The organism is Kumtagia sp., assembly GCF_059502445.1.
Map to the genome: position 1 here is coordinate 1 of NZ_JCACER010000020.1, position 20,449 is coordinate 20,449.

Annotated in this window: 19 protein-coding genes; 6 read left to right on the top strand and 13 right to left on the bottom strand. The window is 67.7% G+C overall.

The genetic code is table 11. From position 1 onward, the window contains the following. Positions 1–217: 217 nt before the first annotated feature. Complete coding sequence (locus AC5JDC_RS08215; RefSeq protein ID WP_106774426.1) at positions 218–1,126, bottom strand: PhzF family phenazine biosynthesis protein; 909 nt, start codon at positions 1,124–1,126, stop codon at positions 218–220. Between the two features lie 106 nt (positions 1,127–1,232). Here AC5JDC_RS08215 and AC5JDC_RS08220 point away from each other — a divergent pair, with 106 nt between their 5' ends. From AC5JDC_RS08220 to AC5JDC_RS08230, 3 genes are read left to right on the top strand one after another with little or no spacing between them, the layout of a single operon-like run. Next, positions 1,233–2,525 (top strand): efflux RND transporter periplasmic adaptor subunit, encoded by a 1,293-nt coding sequence (locus tag AC5JDC_RS08220; RefSeq protein ID WP_495840741.1) that lies wholly within the window; start codon positions 1,233–1,235, stop codon positions 2,523–2,525. Next, positions 2,522–3,229: an ABC transporter ATP-binding protein gene (locus tag AC5JDC_RS08225; RefSeq protein ID WP_495840743.1), complete on the top strand. Its 708-nt coding sequence runs from the start codon at positions 2,522–2,524 to the stop codon at positions 3,227–3,229. Before AC5JDC_RS08220 ends, AC5JDC_RS08225 begins: the two co-directional genes overlap by 4 nt. Then, positions 3,229–4,437 (top strand): ABC transporter permease, encoded by a 1,209-nt coding sequence (locus tag AC5JDC_RS08230; RefSeq protein ID WP_106774423.1) that lies wholly within the window; start codon positions 3,229–3,231, stop codon positions 4,435–4,437. The genes AC5JDC_RS08225 and AC5JDC_RS08230 overlap by 1 nt, the downstream gene beginning before the upstream one ends. Positions 4,438–4,483: 46 nt before the next feature. On the opposite strand, the gene AC5JDC_RS08235 is transcribed toward AC5JDC_RS08230, so the two are convergent. Together AC5JDC_RS08235 and AC5JDC_RS08240 are read right to left on the bottom strand one after the other, a co-directional pair. Beyond that, positions 4,484–5,188, bottom strand: coding sequence for a hypothetical protein (locus tag AC5JDC_RS08235; RefSeq protein ID WP_495840746.1), 705 nt, complete (start codon positions 5,186–5,188; stop codon positions 4,484–4,486). 38 nt (positions 5,189–5,226) lie between these two features. Continuing rightward, positions 5,227–6,339, bottom strand: coding sequence for an endonuclease/exonuclease/phosphatase family protein (locus AC5JDC_RS08240; protein ID WP_495840747.1), 1,113 nt, complete (start codon positions 6,337–6,339; stop codon positions 5,227–5,229). A gap of 162 nt (positions 6,340–6,501) precedes the next feature. Between AC5JDC_RS08240 and AC5JDC_RS08245 the strand changes: the two genes are divergently transcribed. Further along, entirely contained in the window at positions 6,502–7,107 is a 606-nt protein-coding gene (locus tag AC5JDC_RS08245; RefSeq protein WP_495840749.1) for a BA14K family protein, read from the top strand. Positions 7,108–7,225: 118 nt separating this feature from the next. On the opposite strand, the gene AC5JDC_RS08250 is transcribed toward AC5JDC_RS08245, so the two are convergent. The 8 genes from AC5JDC_RS08250 to AC5JDC_RS08285 all read right to left on the bottom strand — a co-directional run bounded on the left by AC5JDC_RS08250 (position 7,226) and on the right by AC5JDC_RS08285 (position 15,214). Beyond that, the gene (locus AC5JDC_RS08250) at positions 7,226–7,516 is read right to left on the bottom strand and encodes a PilZ domain-containing protein (protein ID WP_495840751.1); all 291 of its coding nucleotides are present in this window, start codon (positions 7,514–7,516) and stop codon (positions 7,226–7,228) included. A 118-nt stretch (positions 7,517–7,634) separates the two neighbouring features. Further along, positions 7,635–7,847 (bottom strand): hypothetical protein, encoded by a 213-nt coding sequence (locus AC5JDC_RS08255; protein ID WP_495840753.1) that lies wholly within the window; start codon positions 7,845–7,847, stop codon positions 7,635–7,637. A gap of 51 nt (positions 7,848–7,898) precedes the next feature. Next, the gene (locus tag AC5JDC_RS08260) at positions 7,899–8,963 is read right to left on the bottom strand and encodes a chymotrypsin family serine protease (protein WP_495840755.1); all 1,065 of its coding nucleotides are present in this window, start codon (positions 8,961–8,963) and stop codon (positions 7,899–7,901) included. 421 nt (positions 8,964–9,384) lie between these two features. Further along, positions 9,385–10,404 carry a ketol-acid reductoisomerase gene (gene ilvC, locus AC5JDC_RS08265; protein ID WP_495840757.1) on the bottom strand — a complete coding sequence of 340 codons (1,020 nt, stop codon included), beginning with the start codon at positions 10,402–10,404 and terminating at the stop codon, positions 9,385–9,387. 28 nt (positions 10,405–10,432) lie between these two features. Further along, entirely contained in the window at positions 10,433–11,053 is a 621-nt protein-coding gene (locus AC5JDC_RS08270) for a TetR/AcrR family transcriptional regulator C-terminal domain-containing protein (RefSeq protein ID WP_495840759.1), read from the bottom strand. Positions 11,054–11,214: 161 nt separating this feature from the next. Beyond that, positions 11,215–13,338: a putative bifunctional diguanylate cyclase/phosphodiesterase gene (locus AC5JDC_RS08275; RefSeq protein WP_495840761.1), complete on the bottom strand. Its 2,124-nt coding sequence runs from the start codon at positions 13,336–13,338 to the stop codon at positions 11,215–11,217. 226 nt (positions 13,339–13,564) lie between these two features. Next, complete coding sequence (locus AC5JDC_RS08280) at positions 13,565–14,215, bottom strand: LysE family translocator (RefSeq protein ID WP_495840763.1); 651 nt, start codon at positions 14,213–14,215, stop codon at positions 13,565–13,567. Positions 14,216–14,302: 87 nt separating this feature from the next. Further along, positions 14,303–15,214 carry a LysR family transcriptional regulator gene (locus tag AC5JDC_RS08285; RefSeq protein ID WP_495840765.1) on the bottom strand — a complete coding sequence of 304 codons (912 nt, stop codon included), beginning with the start codon at positions 15,212–15,214 and terminating at the stop codon, positions 14,303–14,305. 102 nt (positions 15,215–15,316) lie between these two features. Here AC5JDC_RS08285 and AC5JDC_RS08290 point away from each other — a divergent pair, with 102 nt between their 5' ends. Next, complete coding sequence (locus AC5JDC_RS08290; RefSeq protein ID WP_495840767.1) at positions 15,317–16,510, top strand: MFS transporter; 1,194 nt, start codon at positions 15,317–15,319, stop codon at positions 16,508–16,510. Positions 16,511–16,544: 34 nt separating this feature from the next. After that, positions 16,545–17,582, top strand: coding sequence for an aldo/keto reductase (locus AC5JDC_RS08295; protein WP_495840769.1), 1,038 nt, complete (start codon positions 16,545–16,547; stop codon positions 17,580–17,582). Between the two features lie 46 nt (positions 17,583–17,628). Here the strand turns inward: AC5JDC_RS08295 and AC5JDC_RS08300 are convergent, their stop codons facing one another. Both AC5JDC_RS08300 and AC5JDC_RS08305 read right to left on the bottom strand, forming a co-directional pair. Then, complete coding sequence (locus AC5JDC_RS08300; protein ID WP_495840771.1) at positions 17,629–19,548, bottom strand: potassium transporter Kup; 1,920 nt, start codon at positions 19,546–19,548, stop codon at positions 17,629–17,631. A 100-nt stretch (positions 19,549–19,648) separates the two neighbouring features. Then, positions 19,649–20,389, bottom strand: a complete 741-nt coding sequence (locus AC5JDC_RS08305; protein ID WP_495840773.1) for a pyridoxine 5'-phosphate synthase — start codon at positions 20,387–20,389, stop codon at positions 19,649–19,651. Positions 20,390–20,449 lie beyond the last annotated feature (60 nt).

Consider the following 20,449-nt stretch of genomic DNA (forward strand, 5'->3'; position numbering starts at 1 on the left):
TGGCTTTCCACTATGCATGACTTTCCCCGGACAGCCCTGCCCTTGTGGGGAGGGGGACTTGCTGGCATCACCGCCAGGCACAATCGTCGACGGTTTTGCGCTGCACAGCGGCCACGCAGTCCCCCTCCCCCTTGTGGGGAGGGGTCAGGGGTGGGGGTAAGCTCATATGCGATAGCCTGCACTTGGGGGCGAGGAACCCAAGTCGAGAGACGCCGGCTCACACCAGCAGGACGCCCTCCGCCACCTTCACCGCCTGGCCGCCGATGCGCGCCGCCTCGATGCGTCCGCCTTCCATGTCGATCTCCAGGCGGATGCGCGAGGGCCGGCCCATCTCCATGCCCTGCTCGATCCACAGCCGCGTCGAGCCGTCCATCGGCTCGTCGAACCTGGCGACCGCCCCGGCGAAGGCCGCCGCCGCCGAGCCCGTCGCCGGATCCTCGTAGGAAGGATTGCCGGGCACGAACATGCGCGCATGGAAAGCGCTGTCATGATGCACCGTCTCGCGGCAGTAGACATAGGCGGAGGCGACCGCGCTGCCGCTCTTCTGCGGCGAGATGTCCATCCAGGCTTCATTGTCGAGCCGCGCCTTGGCGGCCACCTTCAGGCCCGACACCGGCACCATGACGTAGGGCACGCCCGCCGACCAGTAGGAGACGCGGTGATTCTCGAAGCCGATCTCGTGCGGCCCGAGCCCGAGCGCGGCGCCGACCACGTCGGCATCGACCGTGAAGGGCAGCGCTTCCGGCAGCTTCGCCAGGCCGAACTCGGCGAAGGCCACGCCGTCGCTGTGGCCGACGACGCAGCGCACCGGCCCGATATTCTCTTCCAGCACCAGGATCGACGGCTCGGTGCTGCCGGCGAGCTCAGCCAGCGCGATCGCCGTGCCGACGGTCGGGTGGCCGGCGAAGGGCATCTCGTAGTCGGGGGTGAAGATGCGCACCCGCGCCTTGTGCCGGGGATCCTCCGGCGCGGTCACGAAGGTCGATTCCGACAGGTTGAACTCGCGCGCGATGCGCTGCATGGCGGCGAGATCCAGACCCTCGGCATCGAGCACCACGGCAAGCGGATTGCCGGTGAGCGCCTCGCCGGTGAACACGTCGTAGACCACATAGCGGCGTTTCTGCATCGCCTCGATCCTCCAGCCGCTCCAACATGAGCGAAAATTAACTTGAAATCCGATCGCCCCGGCATGACCTGTGACGCGAAGGGAATCTCGATCATAGGGGTCCTCGATGGACCAGATTGTCAATCGGCCAGGCGCGGACAACCCGCCGTCGATAGAGGCCGCGCTCGGTCTCGACGCCAGCCCGCGCGTCCGGTGGCGCCGCCGGCTGGTTCGCGCGACGTTGGCCGCCGCTCTCCTGGCGGCCGCCGCGGGCGGCGTGTACTGGTGGGCGTCGCCGTCGCAGGCGCCGATCACCTTCGCCACCGTGCCGGCCACGCGCGGCAATCTCACCGTGGAGGTCTCGGCCACCGGCACGCTGCAGCCGCTGACCCAGGTGGACATTTCCAGCGAACTGTCCGGCGTCGTCCGCTCTGTCGCCGTCGACGAGAACCAGACCGTGAGGAAGGGCGAGGTGCTGGCCGAGCTCGACACGGTCCGCACCCTCGCCAATGTCGACCGGGCGGAAGCCTCGGTGAAGGTGGCGCAGGCGCAGATCGGACAGGCCGAGACCACGCTGAAGGAAGCGGAACAGACGCTGACTCGCTCGCAGCGGCTGTCCGACCGGGGCATGGTGGCGCAGCAGGGGCTGGACACCGCGCTCGCCACGCGCGACCGTGCCATAGCGGCCCTCGCGGTCGCCGAGGCCAATCTCGCCATCGCCCAGGCCGAGCTCGAGCTGCAAAGGGCCGATCTGCAGAAGAGCAGGATCTATGCGCCGATCGACGGCATCGTGCTCACCCGCTCGGTCGATCCCGGCCAGACCGTCGCTTCGTCGCTGCAGGCGCCGGTGCTGTTCGTGCTGGCCGCCGATTTGAAGAAGATGGAATTGAAGGCGGCCATCGACGAGGCCGACATAGGCGGCGTCAAGCCCGGCCAGGCGGCGCGCTTCACCGTCGACGCCTTTCCCGACAGGCGCTTCGACGCCGACATCCGCGACATCTCCTACGCCTCGGCCACCACGGAAGGCGTGGTGACCTACAATGCCCGCCTCGACGTCGACAATGACGAGCTGCTGCTGCGGCCGGGCATGACGGCGACCGTCTCCGTGGTCACCCGCCAGGCCGGCGACGTGCTGACCGTGCCCAACGCCGCCTTCCGCTACAGCCCGCCGGTGCAGGCGAGCCAGACCGGCTGGAGCCTGCAGCGGCTGTTCATGCCGCGCATGGGCCGGCCGCGCGGTGCCCGCCCCGCCGCCCGCGAGCAGGACGGCACGCGCACCCTCTATCTGTTGAAGGACGGCCAGCCAGAAGCCGTGCGCGTCAAGGCGGGCGCCAGCGACGGCGAGAACACGGAAATCCTGTCCGGCCTGTCGGAAGGCGACCAGGTGATCACCGGCGCGCGCGGGGCGCGCGGCGGATGAGCGCCGACCGCCCGCTCATCCGCTTCGACGGCGTCTGGAAGACCTACGGCAGGGGCGAGGCCAGCGTGCATGCGCTGGCCGGCGTGTCGTTTTCCATCGACCGCGGCGAGTTCGTCGCCATCATGGGGCCGTCGGGCTCCGGCAAGTCGACGGCGATGAACATCGTCGGCTGCCTCGACACGCCGACCGGGGGGCGCCACGGCTTTCTCGGCGCCGACGCCGGCCGGCTCGATCGCGGCCGCCGCGCCACCTTGCGCAACCGCTACATCGGCTTCGTCTTCCAGGGCTACAATCTGCTCGCCCGCGCCACGGCGGCGGAGAATGTCGAGCTGCCGCTGATCTATCGCGGCGTCCCCGCCTCCGAGCGCCGGCAGCTCGCCATGCAGGCGCTGGCCGAGGTCGGGCTGAACGGCCGCGAGCACCACACCCCGGCCGAACTCTCGGGCGGCCAGCAGCAGCGCGTGGCGATCGCCCGCGCCATCGTGACCAGGCCGATGCTGCTGGTGGCCGACGAGCCCACCGGCAATCTCGACACCGCCCGCAGCCACGAGATCATGGACCTGCTGACGCGCCTCAACCGCGAGTTCGGCCTGACCGTCGTCATGGTCACGCACGAGCAGGACGTCGCCGGCTACGCCGACCGCACCATCCGTTTCCTCGACGGCCACGTCGCGTCCGACACGCTGAACGCGGAGGCGGCGTGATGCTGTGGGAAACCGTCCGGCTGGCGCTGCGCTCGGTACGCCGCAACGTGCTGCGCTCGTTCCTGACGCTGCTCGGCATCGTCATCGGCGTCGCCGCCGTCATCGCCATGCTCACCATCGGCAGCGGCACGACCGAGAAGGTCAAGTCCGACATCGCGCAGCTCGGCAGCAATCTTCTGGTGGTGCGCGCCGCCCGGCCGGACCGCTCCGGCTCGACCTCGTTCACGCCGCGCCGGCTCGACGAGAAGGACGTTGCCGGCCTTGTCGGCGGCCTGACTTCGGCGCGCGCCGTCTCGGCCGCCGCGCAGAGCACGGTGCGCGTTGTCTTCGGCGCGCAGAACACCGCCGCCGACGTCACCGGCGCCGACCTCGACTATTTCGTCGCGCGCGACTGGGGTCTGGCCGAGGGCCGCCTGTTCACCGAATCGGAAGCGCGCGGCGGCACCAATGTCTGCGTCATCGGCCAGACGGTGCGGACGCTGTTCTTCGGCGCCGGCGATCCGGACGGCCAGTCGATCCGCGTCGGCAAGATGAGCTGCCGCGTCATCGGCGTGCTGGAGAGCAAGGGGACGTCCGGCTTCGGCCAGGACCAGGACAACACCGTGGTCATGCCGCTCACCACCTACCAGCGCCGCATCGTCGGCAGGCGCAACATCGACACCATCTACGTCTCTGCGATGGACGGGGTGGCCACCTCCGACGTCCAGGAGGAGATGGAGACGATCCTGCGCGAGACCCGCCGCATCGCGCCGGGCGCGGACGACAATTTCGACGTGCGCGACATGACCCAGATCGCCGACGCCATGGCGAGCGCCACCGCCACCATGACCGGCATGCTGGGCGCGGTCGCCGGCGTCAGCCTGCTGGTCGGCGGCATCGGCATCATGAACATCATGCTGGTCTCGGTGACCGAGCGTACCCGCGAGATCGGCATCCGCCTGGCCATCGGCGCCCACGAACGGCACATCCTCGTGCAGTTCCTGGTGGAGGCGACGGTGCTGTCGCTGCTCGGGGGGCTGATCGGCATCGCCATCGGCCTGGCGCTGGCGGGCGCCGCCTCGCTTGCGCTGGCCATCCCGTTCGCGCCGAGCCCGGCGGTGATCCTGCTCGCCGTCGGCTTCTCGGCGCTGATAGGCATGGTGTTCGGCTTCTTCCCGGCGCTGCGCGGCGCCCGGCTCGACCCGATCGTGGCGCTAAGGCACGAATAGCAACGCTGACGGCAGCGCGAAGGCTCTTGCGCCGCCATGCGGAAACTCACTGGCCGAAGTGCCAGTCGACGATCGCGCGCATATGCGGCATCAGCCCGTCGGGCAGGTCGTCGGGGCCGCGGATGATTACCGGCCCCTCGATCTCCGGCTCGGCCTCGGAAGCGACAAAGGCCGAAATCCGCGCGGCGATGGCGTCGGCGCTTTCGGCCAGATGGTAGCGGCGGAAGATCACCGTCGTCGCATTCTGCGAATAGAGGTGATAGCTCTCGTCGACCGGCGCAACGGCGATGTCGAGCCCGGTTTCCTCCAACACCTCGCGTGCCATGTTGGCATCGATATCGACCAGGCCGTCGCGGAAGTCGACCGGCTCGAACGAGCCGGCGGCGAAATAGACCTTTCCGGCATTGGCCGTATGCGCGCCCATGCGGATCGCCACCAGCGCGCCGTCGCCCGACACCAGCGCGGCATGCGCGAAGGCGTGCTCGGCACCGGCCGGGCGGCTGTGCCGCCAGTGCAGGAGCGTCGCATAGCGGACCGCATGGCAGCGGCCGGTCAGCCTGCCGCGATCGTAGGCGATCTGCGAAAGCAGCACGACCCGGCCGTCGAACAGCGCGGGATTCGCCGCGACCTCGCGCTGCCAGCTGGCCTCGATCGCCGCGGCGTGCTCGACCTCGAACGGATGCGGGCCCGGTTCCAGTCTTACCTCGACCGCCGAGACCGGCGCCACCTGGTTGCGGGGAAACGCGAACATGCTGCCTGCTTCCTCTCCAGCCCTGCGGAACTTGCGCGTCACGCAATGTCGAGGGTTATGGCGACCGGGCAGTGATCCGACGCCTTCGGCCGGTCCCAGCCGACGCGCGGGAAGCGCTCGACCTCCTGGCCCGGCGGGAAGATCGTGCGCCAGGGCTGTCCGTTGCGGACGATGTCGGGCACGGCGGTGGCGTTGCGCTCGGCCAGCGCCGGCGACAGCAGCAGGTAGTCGAGCTGGCACAGATGCCGCTCCTGCGGCCCGCGCGTGTGATACAGCGTCCAGCGCTCCATCTCCGGCAGGCGTTCGACGACATTGTGGGCAAAACCGTCGGCGAGCAGGTGGTCGAGCGCCGATGCCTGCTCGTCGACCACGGCGAAGGCATAGCTTGGCTGCCCGTCGCCCTCGATGACGACGCGCTGGCGGTAGTCGTTGAGGTCGCCGCAGATCACCCAGCGTTTTGCGCGCGCGTGATTGATGCCAAAGCGGCTTTCGATGACGTGGCGCACAGCCTTCGCCTCGGCGATGCGCACCGGCATGGTGGCGTCGCGGCCCGGCACGCCGTCGCGCGGCCCGCCCATCGACTTGAAGTGCACGGCATAGATGGTGAGCGGCTGCCCGCCGACGCGGACATCGATCTCCAGGCAGTCGCGGCGGAACACCCGTTCCTGCGGCTCGATGCCGAGCGCCGCCAGCTCCGGCGTGTGCAGGCCGAGCTCGCCATAGCTGAGCGGCGCATGGCTGTTCATGCGCACGAACTCGATCGGCTGGCCGTCGCGCGTCTGCTCGCGCATCATGACAGCCACGTCGATGCCGCGCGTATCGTTGCCGGCGGTGGTGAACTTCTGCCGGTATCCCTGCCCCACCATCTTGAACAGGTAGCCGTATTCGAAAGCCTTCAGGGCCTCGATGTTGTCGACCTCCTGCAGGCACAATATGTCGGCGCGGGCGGCCGCGATGGCGAGCGCCGTGAGCTGTCGGGTATCGTCGGTATGGGCGATGGTGCGCGCCTGCTCCAGCAGCCGGAACTCCGCCTCGTCGCGGATGTGGAACAGCGCCAGGGTGCGGTCCTGGTGGAGCTGGTTGCGATAGCCGGAGAAGTCGAACCTGTTCATCAGGTTCTCGACGTTGAACGTGGCGAGGCGCAGCGACATGCAGCGCTTCATGCCTTCTGGCGCAGGCGAAGACAAGCCCGTGGCTTGGCTCCCGCGGGCTGCGCCGGAACAAAACCATTCATCCGCCGTTCATCGTGGTGGTCCTACGATGCTCCTCTCTCGGCATCCGCGGGCGGCGGGTATGGTTCTGGAGACCTGAAAATGATCACCGCATTCTCGAGTTTCGCGCGCGCGGGCGTGATAGCGCTCGGCGTGCTGACCGGCCTCGCGGGGAGCGCTCAGTCGGCGCCGCTCCCGATCGCCAAACCGCAGGCGCCGGCGGCCGGCTCAGCCGTTCCTGTCGTACCGGTCGTCGAGGGCGAGTTCCGCGGCGGGACAAATCCGGTCTGGCGGCAGCGGCGCGGCGGCGGCGAATGGCGTGGCGGCGGCCGGCAGTGGCGTGGAGACCGCGAATGGCGCGACGATCGTCGCCATTGGCGCGGCGAGCGCCGCCACTGGCGGGGCGACCGCGAATGGCGCCGCGACCGCTACTGGCGGCGGCATGCCCGCCGCGACTGGGACGATCGCTGGCGGTATCGCCGTTACCGCGATCGCTACGACTCCGGCATCTATCTCAGCCTGGGCGTGCCGATCTACGGCGGATACGATCCCTACTACGTCGCGCCGCGCCGCGTTTACCGCGCGCCGGTCGCCGGCAACGGGCATGTGCGCTGGTGCTACTCGCGCTATCGCAGCTATCGCGCTTGGGACAACACCTTCCAGCCCTATAACGGGCCGCGGCGGCAGTGCTATTCGCCCTATAACTGAACGCTGATCTTCATTCAGCCGCTGAGCCGGCGCAGCCCCCCGCTGCGCCGGCTCTCGTGCCGCCGCCGGCGCCCCCCGCGGGGCCGGCCGAAACGGCACGGAACATCGCCCGCAGGCGTTACTCGAAAGACACGCCGAGCGCCGTCTGGCTGCGCCAGCGCACCACTGCGCCGCGCGGCATTTCCTCGCTGGTGATCAGAAGGTCGAAGCGCTGCGGAATGGCCGAGCTATCCCCGAAAGTGAGACGCGCTCCGGTCGCGGACAGGTTGCGCACGACGCATTCGGCGCTGCCATAGCCGCTGTTGAAGGAGAGCCTGCCGCCCTTGAGCACACGGCGGCGCTCCGCCTGCCTGCGCTCGGCGAAGACCAGGCCGTCGATGCCGATGGATTTTTCCGTGATTGGTGTCATTTGCCGGCCTCCTCGCTGGACACGAGAAGTGCTGCAAGAACCGGACCAGGCGCAAGTGTGCCGGGATGGGACAGGCGGACACAAAACCGTGTCCGCGGCGATACGTCCGGTGAAGGCTTCAGAAGGCGCGGATCGATCCGACCACGTCGACGACCACGTCCAGGCCGTCGAAGGTCTCCGGCAGGTCCGACGCCTGCCCCTCACGCGATACGGAGATGTTCAGCGCCAGGTCGTCCTTGCCCGGATTGAGACAGATGCCCACCCCGAGCAGCCCCTCCTTGTCACCGAAGCGCTCCTCGAAGGCCTTCTGGATTTCCCTGGCCTCATCCATCGAGTGTTTCATGCCGGCCCCACACCGTCTTTGTGACGATCCCGCCCTGCCCTAGACGAGGGTCACGCCCAATTGCTCGGTCACCGACAATATAGGGTTTGCCCCCGTGAATCCAACGTTTCCGGCGCCGCCCGAGGCCGAACCGGCAAACAGCAGGCCGAGGGGACGGCCGTTTTCGTCGACGATCAGCGAGCCGCTGTCGCCCGGCCGGCTGAACGGCTGCGGCGCCATGTCTGTCTCGATGACGATCTGGCCGTCGAAACGCGCCAGCCCCACCCCGACGTCGACGAGGTAGTTGTTGACGTTGACGGCGCGCACTTTTCCGCGCGTATGACGTGTCGTCCGGCCGGTCTTGAACACGCTCATCCCCGGCAGGGCTTCGGCCAACTCGCCGGGCTGCAAGGTGATCGCCGGCTCGGGAACCTCCTCGCTGTCGTAGAGGGTTTCGCGGTCCTCCGCCCTGCCATGGTCGGTGAGCGCGGCCACCGCCGCATCGACACGGTTGGGAAAACCGCCGAACTGGATCGGCACGAAGCGGATGAGCTCGGCGATGACGTCCTTTTCGGCATTGCCCTCGTCGCGCGCCCCCGGCTGCATCACCGCCGTGCCGACCGGCACGGCATTGACGTCGGCCAGCACATGGTTGTTGGACAGGATCGCCATCCTGCCGCTCAGATTGTCCCGGCAGAAGCAGCCGAGCGTGCCGGCATAGGGCACCGTGACCGGCGAGATGCTGCAGCCCAGCCGGATCGGGTCGTTGCGCGCGGTGGTCCACAGCGGCCGCTGCCGGCCGATGTAGAGAACCTCGGCCTCGCCCCTGGCCAGGCCGACGATGTCCTCGACCACCGCGCTCTGCATCTTGCCGCGGCTCTGCACCAGCACCGCCAGCCTGGCATCGCCGGCGCCCGTCCCTTCGGTCACGCCGAGTGCGATGTCGTTGGCGCGTCGGCGCGGGGGCCGGCGCGGCCGCGCCGACTTGGTCTCCAGCAGCATCGGGTCGAGGAAAAGGCCGGGCGGCAAAAACGCGCCCATGCCTGCTGCCGCGGGCAGCTCGATGAAGTTGAATATCTGGGAAAAGATTCGCGCCTGCAGCTCGAGCGCCGATTCGATTTGCATCAAACCCTCCGAACGCGCCCTGCCCTGCGAATCGCAGTCTAGCAAAAAACAAGGGCCGCGGAGTGTGCCGCGGCCCTTGCGAACCTGCCGTTACGAACAGGGTTAATTTCCTGGAGGAGGCTGTTGAATTGACTTAGGTCTTCGCCTTGTCCACCAGCTTTTTCTCCGCGATCCCCGCGCGCCCGCAGGGCGAAGCCCGAGGACGCGCAGACGAAAGACCGTGGATCGCCTTAATTCTTGGCCTTGTCCGCCAGCTTGTTCTTGGCGATCCCCGCGCGCCCGCAGGGCGAAGCCCGACACGCGGACGAAAGACCGTGGATCGCCTCAGTTCTTGGCCTTGTCCACCAGCTTGTTCTTGGCGATCCCCGCGCGCCCGCAGGGCGAAGCCCGAGGACGCGCAGACGAAAGACCGTGGATCGCCTCAGTTCTTGGCCTTGTCCACCAGCTTGTTCTTGGCGATCCACGGCATCATGCCGCGCAGCTTGGCGCCGACTTCCTCGATCTGGTGGGCGTCGTTCATGCGGCGGATGCCCTTGAAGCGCGACAGGCCGGCCCGGTACTCCTGCATCCACTCGCTGGTGAACTTGCCGGTCTGGATGTCGTTGAGCACGCGCTTCATCTCGGCCTTGGTCTCGGCGGTGATGATGCGCGGGCCGGAGACGTATTCGCCCCACTCGGCGGTGTTGGAGATCGAGTAGTTCATGTTGGCGATGCCGCCCTCATAGATCAGGTCGACGATCAGCTTCACCTCGTGCAGGCACTCGAAATAGGCCATTTCCGGCGCGTAGCCGGCTTCCACCAGCGTCTCGAAGCCGGCACGGATGAGCTCGACCAGGCCGCCGCACAGCACCACCTGCTCGCCGAACAGGTCGGTCTCGCACTCTTCCTTGAAATTGGTCTCGATGATGCCCGAACGGCCGCCGCCGACGCCGCAGGCATAGGAGAGGCCGAGGTCGAGCGCGTTGCCCGAAGCGTCCTGGTGGACCGCCACCAGGCAGGGCACGCCGCCGCCCTTCTGGTACTCGCCGCGCACGGTGTGGCCCGGGCCCTTCGGCGCGACCATCAGCACGTCGACGGTCTTCTTCGGCTCGATCAGGCCGAAATGCACGTTGAGGCCGTGGGCGAAGGCGATCGCCGCGCCGTCGCGGATGTTCGGCGCGATCTCGTCGCGATAGATGTCGGCCTGCAGCTCGTCGGGCGTGGCCATCATCATCAAATCGGCCCATTTCGCGACGTCGGCGACGCTCATCACCTTCAGCCCGTCGGCCTCGACCTTCTTGGCGGTCTGGGAACCGGCCTTCAGGCCGATGGCGATCTCCTTGACGCCGGAATCCTTGAGGTTGAGCGCATGGGCGCGACCCTGGGAGCCGTAGCCGATGATGGCGACCTTCTTGCCCTTGATCAGGTTCAGATCGGCGTCGCGATCGTAATAGACACGCATTGAGACATTCCCTTCCTGGTTGATGGTGTCAGATAAAACGGGCCTTCGGGCGCTCTGCACCGAAAAGCGCGAGGAACTGCGCCGTCGCCTGGCTTGCATCGCGCGAAATCTCGGCGGCCGTCAGCTTCAGACCGTCGCCCAGCAGCAGGCGGATCTGCACGTCGCGGCCGACCAGCCCGAAGAAGCTGCGGAACGCCGCTTCGCTGTCGTCGAAGGCAAGCAGCCCGGCGGCGCGGCCGGCCTCCAGCAGCGGCTTCAGCCGCTCGCCGATGGCGAAGCGCCCGTTTTCGAGCACGATACGGCCGAGGTTGCTCTTGCCGGACGCCGCATGGCTGACGGCGACGCGGTTGAGCGCGATCGACGTGCTCGTCGAGATCACCTTCAGCCAGTTCGCGGCGAAATTCTCCAGGCTCTCGCGCAGCGCCGCGGCGTCGAGCCGTTGGCTGTCATAGTTGCCGGCGCGCACCTTCGACGCCTGCCAGCGCACCGTCGCCGTCAGCAGGCCGTCGCGGTCGCCGAACCATTTGTAGAGCGTCTCTTTCGAGCAGGCGGCGCGGCGTGCCACAGAGGTCATGCTGAAGTCGCCGCCCTGCTCGACCATCAGCGCCAGCACGGCATCCAGCACGGCCTGCTGACGGTCCGTCAGCATCCCGTTCTCAACGCCTTCGCTGTGCGATGCGGACTGCAACACCGATCTTCCCGCTTGCCCGGCCCGCTCACGGACCGTACCGTACGTTACGGTTCGGCCTTATGCGCCGGCCGACCGGCAAATGCAAGTGCTATCGCGGCAATGGACGAGGCGGATGGAGCCTATCGCGGCGCGGCCGCGACCTTGGCAAGGTTTTCGACGCCGAGCGGAGTGGCCGAGGAGCCGCTTTCGGCAGGGCGCTGCGGCAGCAGCTGGACGGTTGTCTTTCGCGCCCGCCCGGCCAGGGCGGCGATGTCCGACACCGGCAGCGGCCGGCCGAACAGGAAGCCTTGCGCCTCGGCGCAGCCCGCGTCCCGCAGGAAGCCGAGATTCTCCTCGGTCTCGACGCCCTCCGCCAGCACCGGTATTTCCAGATTGTCGGCCAGCAGGATCGTCGCCTTGACGATCGCCGCCGATGCCCTGTTGGTCGTCACCCGCTCGACGAAGGAGCGGTCGATCTTGATCCGGTCAAAGGGGAAGATCTGAAGCGTCGACAGCGACGAATAGCCGGTCCCGTAGTCGTCCATGGCGATGGTGACGCCCAACGCCTTGAGCTGGCGCACCACGCGCAAGGTTCCGTTGACGTCGTCGATGATCGTCGCCTCGGTGATCTCCAGCTCCAGCCGCGACGGCGCAAGCCCGGTCTCAAGCAGGATTTCGTGGACGAGGCCAGGCAGACCGGACTGGGTCAACTGCGCCGACGAGATGTTGATCGCCAGCTTGTAGGGCTTGCGCCAGCACGCCGCTTCGGCGCAGGCGGTGCGCAGCACCCACTCGCCGATCGGCAGGATCAGGCCGGTCTCCTCGGCGATGGGGATGAACTCCGACGGCCCGACCAGCCCGCGCTGCGGGTGCTGCCAGCGCAGCAGCGCCTCGAAGCCGGTGATCTCGCCGCTCCTGATGTCGATCTGCGGCTGGTAGTGGAGCAGCAGTTCGTTGCGGCCGACCGCGCCATAGAGATCCATCGCCAGCACGCTCCTGGTGCGCCTGCCTTCGTCCATGGACTGGTCGTAGAAGCAGATCTTGTGGCCGACCTGCTTCTTGGCGCGATACATGGCGAGATCGGCGACGCCGATCAGCTCGTCCGCCGTATCGGCATCGGTCGGATAGAGGCTGATGCCGAGGCTGACGCCCACCGACAAGGTGCGGTCGCGATAGGCGACGGGCCGCGAAATGCAGGCGACCAGCCTCTGGGCGAAGCCGAGCACGTCGTTCTCGCCGGCGATATCCTGCTTGACCGCGATGAACTCGTCGCCCCCTACCCTGGCGACGAACTCGCCCGGCAGGGTGACTTCCTTGAGCCGCGTCGTCAGGGACTGCAGCAGCGCGTCGCCCGCCGTATGGCCGTGGACGTCGTTGACGTCCTTGAAGCGGTCGAGATCGAGGACGATGATGGCGACCTTGCGGCCCGACCTGGTGCCGGCCTCCAGCATCGCCGGCAGGCGCGACGACAGGTAGGCGCGGTTCGGCATGCCGGTGAGCGGATCGTGCAGCGCCGCATGGCGGAAGCTGTCCAGCATCTCGCGCTGCGAGCGCGCGTCGAGCACGTAGAGCGCCAGCCCGGTGACGATCGACATGACGGCGAGCACCGACAGGGCCATCAGTTCGCGCGAGAAGACCCCCGTCGCCATCCCTTCCGATGCATCGGGAACGAAGATGGCGGCACCCATCGCGGTGAAGTGCATCGAGCAGATCGCCAGCACCAGGGCACCGGCGCCGAGCAGCTTGCCGGGCGCGCCGGCGGCCCTGCCCGCGCGGTTGGTGGCGAGCGCCCCGAAGACGACGCCGAGCACCACCGCGGCGGCAACCAGCGTCCAGTCCCATTCGATCCGGCCGGCGACGTCGAGGCCGTTCATGCCGGTGAAATGCATGACCGAGATGCCCAGGCCGAGCAGCGCGCCGCCCGCCTCGATCTGCCATCCCTTCGCGGAAAGGGTCGCCACATGCAGGCCGGCCGCCACGAACACCACGGCGAAGCCGAACGAGACCAGCGTCAGCACCGGCTCGTAGGCGAATTCGGCCGGCGGGCGGAAGCCCAGCATGGCGACGAAGTGGGTGGTCCAGATGGCGGCGCCGCCGGCCACGCCCGACAGCACGACCCAGATCGCACGATTTGCCGAGGAGAGACGCTTGGCCCGGTCGAACAGGCGCATCGTCATAACGGAGCCGGCTATGCAGATGACCGCAGCGACCAGGACGAAGGACAGGTCGTGCTCATAGGCCAGGCAGCTCACAACACGAAGCATTCCCTGTATCCTCGGGACAGTTGCGCGTCGTAATTGCTGGCATAAGAAAAAAGAAAAAACAAACTGCTAAATGCGGCACCGACGCCCGCAAAAGTCGATCACGATTTGCGGGAAGCGCTCACAATCGCGCCGATTTCCGCGAAAAGCCGATGGTTTTGTCTCGAGAATCCCGGCATTGAGTGGGTTCTCGACGATTTTTCCGCCGCCTCGCGGGTGCTGAGGCCGTCTATTTCTTGCCGTTGCCCGCCAGCGCCGCGCTCACGCCGAGGCCGATGAACAGCACGCCGCTGACGTAACGTTCGAATTTGAGATAGCCGCGGCTGCGCTTCAGCCAGCCGCCCGCCGTGCCGGCGGCGAGCGCGTAGCAACCGTCGGTGAGGAAGCCGAGCCCGGTGAAGATCAGGCCGAGGATGGTGATCTGCATCGCCAGGTGGCCGCGGCTGACGTCGACGAACTGCGGCAGGAAGGCGAGGAAGAAAAGCGCCGTCTTCGGATTGAGCAGGTTGACCACGAAGCCGTCGCGGAACAGGCGCCAATGGCCGTAGCGCTTCATCTGGCCCTCGATGTCGAGCGGCTCGGCGGGGCCGAATATCTTCTTCAACCCGAGCCAGATCAGATAAGCGGCGCCGGCATATTTGACGACGCTGAAGGCGACCGCCGACGAGGCGAGCAGCGCCGACAGGCCGAGCGCCGCGGCAAAGACATGCACCAGGGTCGCCGAGTGGATGCCGAGATCGGAGACGAAGCCGGAGAACCGCCCCTGCTCCACCGACCGCGCCACGATGTAGAGAACAGCCGGGCCGGGCACGAGCAGCAGGATCAGCGCCGCCCCGGTGAACAGCGTGATGTTGGCAAGGCCCGGCGTGACGATTTCCATTGATGTGCTCCTCGTGCGAGCGTCGAGCCAGCCAGATCGGACGCCCGGCTGTCAATGGGCATGGCTGCAATTCGATAAGGACACGGCCTATCGGTCGAGCCGCACCGTCTCGGCGAGGAAGTCGAGGAAGGCGCGCACGCGCGCCGGCAGGTGCCCGCCCTGCCCCACGAAGATCGCATGCACCGGGTCGGTATCGCCCGGATTGAAATCCTCCAGCACCGGCACCAGGCGTCCCGCCTCGACGTCGCGGCGGATGTGAAAGACGCCGAGCCGGGCCATGCCCAGCCCTGCGATCGCCAGATGCCGCATCGCCTCGCCGTCGCTGACCAGCGCATTGCCCAGCGGCGGCACGTTGACTGTCCCGCCGCCGCCGTCGGCGAACGGCCATCCCTCGATCAGCCTGACGAAACAGAAGCCGAGGCGGTTGTGGCCGGCGAGATCGGCGGGCGACTTCGGCATGCCGTGCCGCTCCAGATAGGCCGGCGAGGCCACCACCATGCTGCGCGTCTCGCCGAGCTTTCGGGCAAGCAGCCGCGATTCGCGCGAGGGGCCGACCCGGATGGCGACGTCGGCGCGTTCCTCGAGCAGGTCGACGACGGTATCGGTGAGCACGATATCGACGGTGACGTCGGGATGCCGGGCGATGAAGGCCGGAACCAGCGGAAGCAGGTAGTGCAGCCCGAAGGCCACGTTGCAGTTGACCCGCAACCGCCCGCGCGGCGCAGTACCGGCGGCGGCCTCGCGCTCGGCCGTGTCCATGTCGCCGAGGATGCGCAGCGCCCGGTCATGGAAGGCAGCGCCCTCAGGCGTCAGCTGCAGCTTTCGCGTCGAGCGGTTGATCAGCCGCACGCCGAGCCGCCGCTCCAGCCGCGCCACCAGCTTGCTGACGGCAGACGGCGTCATGCGGAAGTCGCGCGCCGCCGCCGTGAAGCCGCCGAGTTCGACGACCCGCGAGAACACCTCCATTTCGCCGGAGCGATTGACGTCGAGCCTGCCCATGATGACTTCATCTCACAAGTCATGTTCCTTCCGGCAGACTAGTTCACCAAAGCGGGCATGTCCATCTTCAGGGCCTCCCAAGCTCTTGACTGGAAATGTCCAATGCCCCTCGCCCTCTATGCCCTGACGGCCGGTGCCTTCGGCATCGGCGTCACCGAATTCGTCATCATGGGCCTGCTGCTCGAAGTCGGCGCCGATCTCGGCGTGTCGATCTCGGCGGCGGGCATGCTGATTTCCGGCTATGCGCTCGGCGTCGTCGTCGGCGCGCCGCTGCTCGGCGCCCTTGCCGGCCGCTGGTCGAAGAAGACGCTGCTGCTCGGCCTGATGGTGGTCTTCACCCTCGGCAATCTCGCCTGCGCGCTCGCCCCCGACTACTGGACGCTGATGGCGGCGCGCGTGCTCACCGCCTTCGCCCACGCCTCCTTCTTCGGCGTCGGCTCGGTGGTCGCCACCGGCCTCGTAGCGCCGAACCGCAAGGCGTCGGCCATCGCCATCATGTTCACCGGCCTCACCGTCGCCAATATCCTCGGCGTGCCCTTCGGCACCTGGCTCGGCCAGGCCTATGGCTGGCGCGCCACCTTCTGGGCGGTGACTTTGGTCGGCGTCGCGGCGCTGGCGATCATCGCGCTGCTGGTGCCGCGCGACGAACCGACGGGGGAAACCGAGGAGAGCGGCAGCGCGCTGGCCGTGCTGACCCGCCGCCCGGTGCTGCTCGGCCTGCTCACCACCGTGCTCTCCTGGGTCGGCGTGTTCGCCGCCTTCACCTATATCGCGCCGATCCTGACCGAGGTCACCGGCTTTTCGGCGGCCGCGGTGTCGCCCATCCTGCTGGTCTTCGGCGCCGGGTTGGTCGCCGGCAACCTCGCCGGCGGCCGGCTGGCCGACCGCTGGCTGGTGCCCACTCTGCTCGGCAGCCTGGCCGTGCTCGCCGCCGCACTCTTCCTGTTGACCGCCGCCATCCACCAGCCGATCGCAGCGGTAGTCGCCGTCGGCCTGTTCGGCGCCGCCGCCTTCGCCACGGTGCCGCCGCTGCAGATGTGGCTGCTGGAGAAGGCAGATGGCGCCGGCCAGGGGCTGGCGTCGAGCTTCAACATCGCCGCCTTCAATCTCGGCAACGCCATCGGCGCCTGGCTCGGCGGCTCCGTCATCGATCACGGGCCCGGCCTGCCGGCCATCACCCTGGTCGCCGGCATGGTGCCGATCGCCGCCCTCGGCGTGGCGCTCCTCGCCGTCCGCCTGGATAGACGCAGCGCCAGCATTGCCGGCCCCCGGCCCTGTCCCGCCCCCGCGGAATGAGCTGCACGACAATCCCGTTTCAGGAGACACGATCATGGAATACCGCAATCTCGGTGCGTCCGGCCTCAGAGTGCCGGTCCTCGGCTTCGGAGCCGGCACGTTCGGCGGCTCCGGCCCGCTGTTCAGCCATTGGGGCACAACCGACGTGGAAGAGGCCCGCCGCCTCGTCGACATCTGCCTGGAAGCCGGAGTCAACCTGTTCGACACGGCCGACGTCTATTCGAACGGCGCTTCGGAGGAAGTGCTCGGCGAGGCGATCAAGGGTCGGCGCGACGCGGTGCTGATCTCCACCAAGGCAAGCCTGCCGACCGGTGACGGGCCGAACGACCGGGGTTCCTCCCGCTCCCGGCTGATCCGCTCGGTGGAGGCGGCGCTGAAACGGCTGGGCACCGACCACATCGACATTTTCCAGCTGCATGCCTTCGACGCCTCGACGCCGGTCGAGGAGGTCGTCTCGACGCTCGACCGGCTCGTGCAGGACGGAAAGCTCCGCTACATCGGCGTCTCCAATTTCTCCGGCTGGCAGATCATGAAGTCGCTCGCCGTCGCCGAAAAGCATGGCTGGACGCGCTATGTCGCCAACCAGGTGTATTATTCGCTGGTCGGCCGCGACTACGAATGGGATCTGATGCCGCTCGGAGCCGACCAGGGGCTCGGCGCGCTGGTCTGGAGCCCGCTCGGCTGGGGACGCCTGACCGGCAGGATCAGCCGCGGCAAGCCGCTTCCTGCGGGCAGCCGCCTGCATGAGACGGCAAGCTTCGGCCCGCCTGTGGAGGACGAACTGCTCTACCGGGTGGTCGATGCCTTGCAGGAGGTCGCGGCCGAAACCGGCAGAAGCGTGCCGCAGGTCGCGATCAACTGGCTGACCCGGCGGCCGACCGTCTCCTCCGTCATCATCGGCGCCCGTAACGAAGAGCAGCTTCGCGACAATCTCGGCGCGGTCGGCTGGTCGCTGGCGGCTGAGCAGGTCGAAAAGCTCGATGCGGCGAGCGCCGTCCCCGCGCCCTACCCGCATTTCCCGTATCGGCGGCAGGAAGGCTTTGCCCGCCTGAACCCGCCGATTGCCGGGTGAGATAGACGGGCGTTGATTTTGAGGCGCCTGGGCTACCCGCCGAACCCTAGATCGCCACCTGCGTGCCGATCTCCACCACCCTGCCGGTCGGGATCTGGAAATACTCGGTGGCGTCGGCCGCCGTGCGGGCGAGCCCGATGAACAGCTTGTCCTGCCAGACCGGCATGCCGGAATTGGGCGACGGCCTCAGCGAGCGCCGCGACAGGAAGAAGGAGGTCGTCATGATGTCGAACTTCCAGCCCTGCTTGCGGCAGATCGCCAGCGCCTTGGGGATGTTCGGCCGCTCCATGTAGCCGAAGGTCAGCGTTATCCGCATGAACAGCTCGTTGACCGGCTCCATCTTCACCCGGTCGTTGTCGGATACGAAAGGCTGCGGCGCCGTCACCACGGTCAGGATGACGTTCTGCTGGTGCAGCACCTTGTAGTGCTTCAGGCTGTGCATCATCGCCGTCGGCGCGCTCTGCGGATCGCTGGTCAGGAAGACCGCGGTGCCGGGCACGAGCTGCGGCGGCTTCTTGGCCATGCTGCCGGCCAGGAAATCGAGCGGAATCTCGTTCTTGCGCGTCTTGTCGAAGAGCTGCCGCGAGCCGCGCACCCAGGTGACCATGATCAGCACGACCGACAGCGCCACCACGAGCGAGGCCCAGCCGCCGTCGAACACCTTGACGATGTTGGAGACGAAGAAGCCGACATCGATGACCGCGAAGACGAGGGTGAGCGCCAGCGCCCACGCCAGCGGCCATTTCCAGATGCGCGTCATCACCACATAGAGCAGGATCGTCGTCATCAGCATGTTGCCGGTGACGGAGATGCCGTAGGCGGCGGCGAGGTCGCTCGATTCGCCGAAGCCGACCACCAGCATCATCACCGCCAGCGCCAGCAGCAGATTGACGCGCGGCAGGTAGATCTGGCCGGACTGCGTCTTCGACGTGTGCTGGATCTGGAAGCGCGGCAGCAGGTTGAGTTGCACGGCCTGCCGCGTCAGCGAGAAGGCACCGGAGATCACCGCCTGGCTGGCGATGACGGTCGCCGCCGTCGCCAGCACCACCATCGGCACCAGCATCCACCCCTGGTTCATCTCGAAGAAGGGATGGCCGATGGCGCCGTCATGCGACAGCACGAAGGCGCCCTGTCCAAAGTAATTGAGCAGCAGGCAGGGGAAGACGATGGACAGCCAGGCGAGCACGATCGGCCGTCGTCCGAAATGGCCGAGGTCGGCATAAAGCGCCTCAGCGCCGGTGACGGCGAGGAAGATGGCACCGACCGTGACGAAGGCGACGTCCGGCGAATTGAAGAGGAAGGCGATCCCCTCAAGCGGATTGAGCGCGTAGAGGATCTCCGGGTCGTCGAGGATGTGCGTCAGCCCGGAATAGCCTATGGCGAGGAACCACAGCGCGGTGATCGGACCGAACACGGTCGCCACCTTGCCCGTGCCGAAGCGCTGCACCGAGAAGACGATGGCGAGGATCACCAGCGTGAGCGGCACCACGAACGGCTCGAAGGCCGGCGTGACCACCTTGAGGCCTTCGACCGCCGACAGCACCGAGATCGCCGGGGTGATCACGGCGTCGCCATAGAACAGGCCCGCGCCGAGGATGCCGATCAGCAGGATAGCGCCGGAACGGTTGGAGAAGCTGGCGCGCGCCAGCGCCATCAGCGACAGCGTGCCGCCCTCGCCGCGATTGTCGGCGCGCAGCACGAAGCCGACATATTTGACCGTGACGATGATGGTGAGCGCCCAGACGATCAACGACAGCACGCCGAGCACCGCCTCGCGCGCCGCCACGCCGTCGCCGGCCGCCGCCACCAGCGCCTCGCGGAAGGCATAGATCGGGCTGGTGCCGATGTCGCCATAGACGACGCCGAGGGCGCCGAGCATCAGGATCCGCATGTCCTGCGAATGTTCCTGGTGGTCGCCGGCAACCGAAGCCGGCTGCTCGTCTTCCGCTGAGCCCTCGATGGCCATCTGTGTCGGCGCCTCCGGCAAACGGGCGCTCCTCTACGCTTGCTGCGCTGCAATAGCAACAGCGGCCTCCCGACCCGAGACTATAGGCCTATGCCGGCGGCTACCAGCCGCAAGCCGCGAGGAAGCGGCGCACCGTTGCGGCCATGCCGTGCTCCAGCGCCTCGGCTGTGAGCGCGTGGCCGATCGACACCTCCGCCAGCCTCGGGATGCGCCGCGCCAGCGCCGGCAGATTGTCCACCGTCAGGTCATGGCCGGCATTGACGTCGAGCCCGGCGGCCAGTGCGACGTCCGCGGTTTTTCCGAGCTTTTCCAGCTCATTGGCGGCTTTTGCGGAATCGGAATGGCAACTGCCGTACGGCCCGGTATAAAGCTCGATGCGGTCGGCGCCGAGCGCGCGGGCGATCTCCACCCCGTCCGGCGAGGGATCGGCGAAAAGCGACACCCGAAATCCCCTGCGCTTCAGCCTCTGCACGACCGGCCGCAGGAATTCCGCCTGGGCGCGAAAATCCCAGCCGTGGTCGGAGGTCGCCTGCGACGGATCGTCGGGCACCAGCGTCACCTGATCCGGCGCGGTCTTCTCGACAAGGGCAAGGAATCCCTCGTCCGGATAACCTTCGATGTTGAACTCCGCCCGCGGAAAGGCGTCGTCGATCAATGCGCGCAGCTCGGGCAGATCGGAGAAGCGGACATGCCGCTGGTCGGGCCTCGGATGCACCGTCAGCCCGTGCGCGCCGGCGGAAAGCGCGATGCGCCCCAGCTCCGTGACGCTCGGCCAGGGCAGGTCGCGCCGGTTGCGCAGCATTGCCACCGCATTGAGGTTCACGGACAGTTTGGCGGGCATGAGTCTTCGCCTCCCGAGGGTTGTCGGCCTTCCCTACAGGCTGAAGGAGGGGAACGGAAA

Excerpts from the sequence above, each read along its gene's own strand:
- AC5JDC_RS08270 (WP_495840759.1), bottom strand. The coding sequence starts at position 11,053 with ATGCTGACGGACCGTCAGCAGGCCGTGCTGGATGCCGTGCTGGCGCTG.
- AC5JDC_RS08290 (WP_495840767.1), top strand. The coding sequence starts at position 15,317 with ATGCCCCTCGCCCTCTATGCCCTGACGGCCGGTGCCTTCGGCATCGGC.
- AC5JDC_RS08215 (WP_106774426.1), bottom strand. The coding sequence starts at position 1,126 with ATGCAGAAACGCCGCTATGTGGTCTACGACGTGTTCACCGGCGAGGCG.
- AC5JDC_RS08250 (WP_495840751.1), bottom strand. The coding sequence starts at position 7,516 with ATGACACCAATCACGGAAAAATCCATCGGCATCGACGGCCTGGTCTTC.
- AC5JDC_RS08305 (WP_495840773.1), bottom strand. The coding sequence starts at position 20,389 with ATGCCCGCCAAACTGTCCGTGAACCTCAATGCGGTGGCAATGCTGCGC.
- AC5JDC_RS08255 (WP_495840753.1), bottom strand. The coding sequence starts at position 7,847 with ATGGATGAGGCCAGGGAAATCCAGAAGGCCTTCGAGGAGCGCTTCGGT.
- AC5JDC_RS08275 (WP_495840761.1), bottom strand. The coding sequence starts at position 13,338 with ATGCTTCGTGTTGTGAGCTGCCTGGCCTATGAGCACGACCTGTCCTTC.
- AC5JDC_RS08230 (WP_106774423.1), top strand. The coding sequence starts at position 3,229 with ATGCTGTGGGAAACCGTCCGGCTGGCGCTGCGCTCGGTACGCCGCAAC.
- AC5JDC_RS08225 (WP_495840743.1), top strand. The coding sequence starts at position 2,522 with ATGAGCGCCGACCGCCCGCTCATCCGCTTCGACGGCGTCTGGAAGACC.
- AC5JDC_RS08240 (WP_495840747.1), bottom strand. The coding sequence starts at position 6,339 with ATGTCGCTGCGCCTCGCCACGTTCAACGTCGAGAACCTGATGAACAGG.
- AC5JDC_RS08260 (WP_495840755.1), bottom strand. The coding sequence starts at position 8,963 with ATGCAAATCGAATCGGCGCTCGAGCTGCAGGCGCGAATCTTTTCCCAG.
- AC5JDC_RS08235 (WP_495840746.1), bottom strand. The coding sequence starts at position 5,188 with ATGTTCGCGTTTCCCCGCAACCAGGTGGCGCCGGTCTCGGCGGTCGAG.
- AC5JDC_RS08285 (WP_495840765.1), bottom strand. The coding sequence starts at position 15,214 with ATGGGCAGGCTCGACGTCAATCGCTCCGGCGAAATGGAGGTGTTCTCG.
- ilvC (WP_495840757.1), bottom strand. The coding sequence starts at position 10,404 with ATGCGTGTCTATTACGATCGCGACGCCGATCTGAACCTGATCAAGGGC.
- AC5JDC_RS08220 (WP_495840741.1), top strand. The coding sequence starts at position 1,233 with ATGGACCAGATTGTCAATCGGCCAGGCGCGGACAACCCGCCGTCGATA.
- AC5JDC_RS08295 (WP_495840769.1), top strand. The coding sequence starts at position 16,545 with ATGGAATACCGCAATCTCGGTGCGTCCGGCCTCAGAGTGCCGGTCCTC.
- AC5JDC_RS08300 (WP_495840771.1), bottom strand. The coding sequence starts at position 19,548 with ATGGCCATCGAGGGCTCAGCGGAAGACGAGCAGCCGGCTTCGGTTGCC.
- AC5JDC_RS08280 (WP_495840763.1), bottom strand. The coding sequence starts at position 14,215 with ATGGAAATCGTCACGCCGGGCCTTGCCAACATCACGCTGTTCACCGGG.
- AC5JDC_RS08245 (WP_495840749.1), top strand. The coding sequence starts at position 6,502 with ATGATCACCGCATTCTCGAGTTTCGCGCGCGCGGGCGTGATAGCGCTC.